At 45.3% G+C, this 6644-nt stretch carries 3 protein-coding genes and 1 pseudogene; all 4 read left to right on the top strand.

All coding sequences use genetic code 11. The features are described from left to right. Nucleotides 1-232: 232 nt before the first annotated feature. A pseudogene (locus O9332_RS21580) lies at nucleotides 233-491 on the top strand (zinc ribbon domain-containing protein); the annotation flags it as partial. A 393-nt stretch (nucleotides 492-884) separates the two neighbouring features. After that, nucleotides 885-2345: an efflux RND transporter periplasmic adaptor subunit gene (locus O9332_RS21575; RefSeq protein WP_002758233.1), complete on the top strand. Its 1461-nt coding sequence runs from the start codon at nucleotides 885-887 to the stop codon at nucleotides 2343-2345. Nucleotides 2346-2377: 32 nt separating this feature from the next. Beyond that, nucleotides 2378-5443, top strand: a complete 3066-nt coding sequence (locus O9332_RS21570) for an efflux RND transporter permease subunit (RefSeq protein ID WP_288027341.1) — start codon at nucleotides 2378-2380, stop codon at nucleotides 5441-5443. A 144-nt stretch (nucleotides 5444-5587) separates the two neighbouring features. Then, nucleotides 5588-6580 (top strand): aldo/keto reductase, encoded by a 993-nt coding sequence (locus O9332_RS21565; RefSeq protein WP_002758230.1) that lies wholly within the window; start codon nucleotides 5588-5590, stop codon nucleotides 6578-6580. Nucleotides 6581-6644: the final 64 nt, after the last annotated feature.

The raw sequence follows: 6644 nt of genomic DNA, 5'->3' as shown, positions 1-6644 counted from the left end.
GTATCTTGGCGAAATCTGGTATATCTGTTATATTTGGTCATAGAGAGAGGATAAATTCTTTAACATCTTTTATTTTCTCTCTATTTTGCTTGATTCTTCCTCTTTTTTCTTTTTAGGTTTCTCATTTAGTCTAAACTACAGAGGTAATTGACCAGGTGAAAATGGGTAAAACCCCACACCCCACACCCCCCACCCCACCCCCAGCCACCAGGAAAAAATTTTTCAGCACACCCTAGATAGATGGTTTCCTAGCTCTAAAAGGTGTAGTAATTGTGGGTATATTGCCCTTGAAAATGCCGTTAAATGTTCGAGAATGGGACTGTCCAAGCTGTGGGACGCACCATGACCGAGATATTAACGCAAGTAAAAATATTTTGGCCGCAGGGCTTGCGGTGTCAGTCTGTAGAGCGACCATAAGACCAGAACAGAGTAAATCTGTTAAGGCAGGTGCGAAACCCCGCAAGGGAAAGAAGCAGAAACCTAAATCGTGAGGTTTGGGAATCACCGTCTGTTTACGGCGGTGAGGATGTCAAGACCACAAGTAGGGGAGAGCCAGATTAACTGGCATAAAATCTCTAAATAAACCATTTAATTGATTATTACTCATTCTTAATTCTCCTGAATACTGCCTACTGTCTCCTGTCTCCTGACTACTGTCTCCTGACTACTGTCTCGGAGTCTCCTGTCTCGGAGTCTCCTGTCTCGGAGTCTCCTGTCTCGGAGTCTCCTGACTACTGCCTACTGAATCCTCACCAACCACGACAATTTGGGATTTTTACAGTAAGTCCACTTTCTCACTTTCCCCACCCGTGACCTTTTTCCGTTAGATTATAAATGGATACAAAACTTAACATTTTATCCAGAATCTACCGAGAGGGCAGACCGTGCGGCCAGATACCCTAGAAAATAACCAGCATTCAGCCGATAATTCGCTAGTTCCCGAAGTTATCGCATTTAAACCCGAAATTGAGCCAGAGGAACCCGAATACTCGCCAAAACCGACAAAAACCAACTCGTGGCTATCGGGAGGAAAGGGTTTATTTATCGGTGTGGGATTGGGGGTTTTATTGACCCTGGGGGCGACTCGTTTCGCTAATCGACCCCAAACAGCCCAAAACCCCAATACTCAGCCCGTAGCGGCAAAAAATGAAGCACCAGCACAAACAGTAACCACCACTAGGGTAGAATTTACTCCCGTGGCCCGCACCCTGAAAGCGACTGGAAGCGTGGCAGCCGATGAATTAATCCCGATTCTTTCCCAAGCGACGGGACTACAAATCAAAGAAATCTTTGTGGATGAAGGGGATAGGGTCAGCCAAGGTCAAATTTTGGCTCGTCTCGATGATACCGTCCTACAAGCGCAATTAACCCAAGCACAGGCAAATGTCGCCCAATCCCGGGCGCGTTTGGCAGAATTGCAAGCGGGTAGCCGTAAAGAGGAGATCGCTGGAGCTAAACAAACTATTCAACGCATAAAAGCCGAAATTAGTCAAGCTCAATCGGATTGGGATTTGGCCAAAAAACGCGTCCAGAGAAACCAAAGTTTAGAAGCGGAAGGAGCGATCGCCCGGGATCGTCTCGATGAAGTCCTCAATGAAGAAAGAAAGCAAGCGGCGATCGTACAACAGACCCAATCCCGTTTAGGAGAAGCAGAGCAGCAACTGGCACAATTGCAAGCAGGCAATCGTCCTGAAGTGATAGCCCAAGCTACAGCCCAATTAGCGGAAGCTCAAAGCCGTTTAGCCATTGTTAACGCCCAATTAAACGAGACGCGCCTGATTTCTCCGGTCAGTGGCAAAATTGCCGAAAGAAATGGCCGCATCGGGGATACCACCAACGGTCAAAATGCTCTCTTTAAAATCATCGAAAATGGGCGTTTAGAGCTAAGATTGCGGGTTCCTGAGAATCAATTGCCCTTAATCCGCGTCGGAGCGCCCGTTACTATCACTTCCGATGCTAATACCAGTTTAAAACTATCGGGACAGGTGCGCGAAATTAATCCCATCGTCGATGAGGCATCCCGTCAAGCAACGGTTAAAGTCGATTTAACCGACAATACAGGGTTAAAACCGGGGATGTTTTTACGAGGTGCGATCGTGACGAATACTAGCAATAGTTTAACCCTCCCCATGACCGCAGTTTTACCCCAAAAAGATAATCAAGCTCTAGTTTATTTAGTTGAACCTGATAACACCGTTACCGCCAAAACTGTGCAATTAGGTCAAATTATGCCCAATAACCGCGTGGAAATTCTCACTGGTTTACAAGCGGGCGATCGCATTGTGGTCAAAGGGGCAGCCTATCTCGGTGATGGCGACAAAATTACAGCAATCAGTGATAACTGATAACTGATAACTGATAACTGATAACTGAAATTATGGCTTTTAATATTTCTAATTGGTCTATCAAAAATCCCATTCCGACGATCCTGATCTCCCTGGTTATGGCCTTAATGGGATACATTGCCTTTCTAGGATTAGGGATCGATCGCTCTCCTAATATTGACATTCCGGCCGTGATTATCACCGTTAATCAACCCGGCGCAGGTCCAGAGGAATTGGAAACCCAAGTCACCAAAAAAGTCGAGGATGCGGTGGCTGCTTTGGGTAATATCGATCAAATTACTTCTACCATCAACGAAGGCAGCAGCACCACCACCGTTAACTTTATCCTTGGCACTAACAGCGATCGCGCTACCAATGATGTGCGTAATGCCATAGCGCAAATTCGGCAGGATTTACCCCAAGATGCTAATGATCCAATTGTCCAACGTTTAGAATTTGCCGGGGGGGCGGTGATGAACTATACCATCTCCTCCCCGAAAAGATCGATCGCCGAATTAAGTGATCTAGTCGATCGTCAAATCGGCCGCGCTTTAACGGGAGTGCCGGGGGTAGCACGAGTTGATCGCGTTGGGGGAGTCGATCGAGAAGTGCGTGTAGATTTAGATCCCGGTCGTCTGATCGCCTACGGTATCACGGCCACGGCGGTTAATGACCAAATTCGCAGTTTTAATATTAATTTACCCGGAGGGCGATCGGAAATCGGTGGTAGTGAACAAACTGTCCGCACCCTCGGCAGCGCTGAAACGATCGAAGATTTAAGAAATTATCAAATCTCTTTACCTAACGGTGATACCGTCCCCTTAAGCAATTTAGGGACAGTTAGGGATAGTTCCAGCGATCCCCGACAAATGGCCCTCTTAGATGGGCAGCCAGTGGTGGGTTTTTCGATTTTACGGGGGACTGGCAGCACCTTGGTGACGGTAGAAACAGCAGTGCGCCAAGAAATCGAGAATTTAAAGAAACAACTGCCCGAAGATATTAAATTTCAATTAATTTTTACCCGTGCTGACTCAATTCGTGCTAGTTACGAAAGCCTTCTGAGCGATCTCCTGATTGGTTGTATGATGACGGTGATCACGGTGGGTCTATTTTTAGGCAATTGGCGCGCCACGATTATCACGGGTTTGGCCCTGCCTTTGTCGATTTTCCCGACTTTTTGGGTGATGCAGTCCCTAAATTATACCCTTAACGGTATGACCCTGCTGGCCTTAGCTTTAGCTTTGGGGAATCTGGTGGATGATGCGGTGTGTATGGTGGAGGACATCGATCAACATTTAGCTATGGGTAAAAAACCCTTGCAAGCGGCTTTTGATGCCTCAAAAGAGATTGGATTAGCCGTTTTAGCCAGTGCGGCGGCAATTATAGCGGTATTCCTGCCGGTTGCTTTTATGGGCGGTGTGCCGGGGCAATTCTTTCAACCTTTCGGCGTTACTGTGGCGGTTTCTACCCTATTTTCCAGTTTGATCGCTGTCACCGTCACCCCGATGTTAAGTGCCTATATTCTACAGCCGAAAAAGCTCAAAACTGGTGATGATAATCCCTCCTCGCGCCCCCGTTTTCGTCCCTACAAAAGTTTGTTAACTTGGTCCCTACGTCATCGAATCCTGACTTTATTGGCGGCTTTGGCCTTTTTTATCGGTAGTTTACAGTTAGTTCCCTTGATTCCGAAAGGATTATTTAGTTCCGGGGATACCGGATTAAGTACAATAAGCCTAGAATTGCCTCCCGGTGCGACTTTGAATGATACTGTTGCCGTGGCTAATCAGGTGAATAGTTTACTGCAAAAAAATACCGCCGTCGCTAATGTTTTGGCTATTCCGGGAGATTCGGGACGGGTAAATACGGGGTTAATATATGTTAATTTAGTTCCTAAGGAACAGCGATCGCTAACTCAACGGCAATTTGAGGAACAAACCCGCCGGGATTTCCAGAAGATACCTGGTGCTAGAGTTAGTTTTCGGGCGCAGGGGGGAGCAGGAAGCACTAAGGATGTCGCTATTATTTTAAAAAGTGAAAATGGCGATATTTTAACCCAAACTGCCCAAAAATTAGAGCGAGAAATGCGGGCTTTACCCGGTTTTGTCGAGGTCAGTTCCGGGGTAAGTTTAGTTAAACCGGAGATCATTATTCAACCGGATCCTGTCCGGGCTGCCGATCAGGGAGTCTCGGTCAGAGCGATCGCTCGTACTGCATCTTTAGCTTTAATCGGCGATAATGAGTTTAATTTAGCTAAATTTAACCTTGCTGACCGACAAATTCCCATCCGGGTAAAAATTGCCAATGATGGACGCAGTGAGATAGAAACTCTGCAAAATTTGCGCGTTCCTAGCAGTAATGGGACGTTAGTACCGCTTAACTCGGTGGCGACAATTAGCTTAGGTAGTGGACCTGCGGAAATTCAACGCTTTAACCGTCAACGTCAGGTTAATATTGGAGCTAATTTAGAGGGAGTTTCTTTGGGAAGTGCGGTGACACAAATTCGCACTTTACCAATCATGAAAAACTTACCCCCAGAGGTGACAGAAGAACCCTTTGGTGATGCTCGTATTATGCGCGATATCTTCGCTCGTTTTTTGGGGGCATTAAGTTTAGCAATTATTTCGATCTATGGGATTCTGGTCTTGTTGTATAACAATTTTCTCTATCCCCTAGCGATTTTAACTTCCCTTCCTTTATCGATTGGTGGTACTTTAATCGCTCTTTTAATTACCCAAAAAGAGTTAGGTTTATACGCTTTAATTGGCATAGTTTTACTGATGGGATTAGTCACTAAAAATGCGATTCTGTTAGTCGATTTTGCCCTGAGTGGCATTGAGGCAGGGAAACCGCAGTTTCAGGCGATGATTGATTCGGGAGTCTCTCGTTTACGACCAATTATTATGACCTCCGTTTCCACAATTGCCGGGATGTTACCGATTGCTTTAGCTTTGGGTGCAGATGGGGAAATTCGCGCACCGATGGCGATTGCCGTTATTGGTGGTTTTACCACTTCCACCCTGTTAACTTTGGTGGTTGTGCCGGTAATTTTTACTTATATCGATAGTTTTTACTATTGGTTGCGGGGATTATTTGTTAAACAAAAACCTAAGTCGATTTAGTACAGAAAACGGGTTTCTCGGAGAAACCCGTTTTCTTCTCATGCACTCATGCAAAAAGGGGAATAAATAATCAGTCTTTAATAACCAGATTTAGTATAAAATATCTTGCTGAAAGCTTGAGAAAAAACCCAGAGAAACTAACCCATGAATCCCTTGACAGTCACACATCAAACTCTATCCCTTCCCCCCATGGGCTGCGGTACTTGGGCCTGGGGAAATCGTCTTCTCTGGGGTTACGATGAGAGTATGGATAGCCAGTTACAAGCGGTTTTTAATCTCTGCGTCGAGCGGGGTGTCACCCTATTTGATACGGGAGACTCCTACGGGACAGGCAAACTCAACGGACAGAGTGAGAAGCTATTAGGACGCTTTACAGGGGAATATAGCGGTTATAACGCTGATCATATTCGTATTGCTACCAAACTCGCCCCTTATCCTTGGCGTTTAACCCGTCATGCCATGGTGAAAGCTTGTCAAGCTTCGGCAACCAGACTAGGCCGCCCAGTGGATTTAGTGCAAATGCACTGGTCAACGGGCAATTATGCGCCATGGCAGGAGGGAGGATTATTAGACGGATTGGGAGATTGTCTGGAAAAGGGGTTAGTTAAAGGAGTCGGTTTATCCAATTTTGGACCGAAAAGATTGAAGTCTGCCTATCAAAAGTTTGCCAGTCGCGGCATTCCTATTACCAGTTTACAGGTACAGTATTCTCTCCTTTCTACCTATCCCCTCACTGACTTAGGATTAAAGGAACTATGTGAGCAATTGGGTATTAAAATTATTGCCTATAGTCCCTTAGCTTTGGGGTTATTAACCGGGAAATATCGAGATAATAAAAACTTACCCCCAGGATTACGTCGCTTCCTTTTTGGTCAATTAATTCCCGCTATTTCTCCTCTGATGAGTTGCCTAGAAGTTATCGCCCAAGCTAAAAATAAGACTATTAGTCAAGTTGCCTTAAATTGGTGTATCTGTAAGGGAACAATTCCTATACCCGGAGCTAAAAATGTTCGGCAAGCTGAGGAGAATTTAGGCGCTTTAGGATGGAGTTTAGACAGTGGGGAAATAGCAGAATTAGATAAAATTGCCGCAGGTTTGGATAAAAAAATGGTACAAAATATCTTTCAAACTAAGTAGGGTATGCTGAATAAATCTAAAAACCTTGTTGGATAAGGCTTTTAGACTTTTTTGACCTCAAAAA

Source organism: Microcystis sp. LE19-10.1B (genome assembly GCF_027530565.1).
Lineage (GTDB): Bacteria > Cyanobacteriota > Cyanobacteriia > Cyanobacteriales > Microcystaceae > Microcystis > Microcystis aeruginosa.
The sequence above is the reverse complement of the archived record's forward strand: the minus strand, read 5'-3'. Positions and strand labels throughout refer to the sequence as shown.

Excerpts from the sequence above, each read along its gene's own strand:
- O9332_RS21570 (WP_288027341.1), top strand. The coding sequence starts at position 2,378 with ATGGCTTTTAATATTTCTAATTGGTCTATCAAAAATCCCATTCCGACG.
- O9332_RS21565 (WP_002758230.1), top strand. The coding sequence starts at position 5,588 with ATGAATCCCTTGACAGTCACACATCAAACTCTATCCCTTCCCCCCATG.